1 pseudogene is annotated in these 305 nt (G+C 60.3%); it reads right to left on the bottom strand.

What is annotated here, in order from left to right:
* A pseudogene (locus A6A40_RS17770) lies at nt 1-291 on the bottom strand (flagellin N-terminal helical domain-containing protein); the annotation flags it as partial.
* Between the last annotated feature and the right edge of the window lie 14 nt (nt 292-305).

Genomic DNA, 305 nt, shown 5'->3' with positions numbered 1-305 from the left:
GATGGCCTGCAGGCGGCCGCTGGAGATGGCGGTGCTGATCGAGGCCTGCAGCCGGGTGGCAACGTTCTTCGCGGCATTCTGACCGACCGCCACATCGGCGGAGGTCGCGGTATAATTGAAAGTCTGGCCTGAGACGGTGACCGTGAAGATGTCTCCTTCTTCGACCGTGCCACTGACATTCACCGTCGAAACCTGCGCCTTGGTCGAGGTGGCGGCGGTCGACAGATTCGATTTGATGGTCTGGCTGTTGTCGAAGTAGGAGATCGTCCGGCTTTCCTTGCCGTCCGACACGATGAAATCACGGG

Source organism: Azospirillum humicireducens (genome assembly GCF_001639105.2).
Lineage (GTDB): Bacteria > Pseudomonadota > Alphaproteobacteria > Azospirillales > Azospirillaceae > Azospirillum > Azospirillum humicireducens.
Note: the sequence above shows the minus strand (reverse complement) of the source record. Positions and strands in the feature narration are given on the sequence as shown.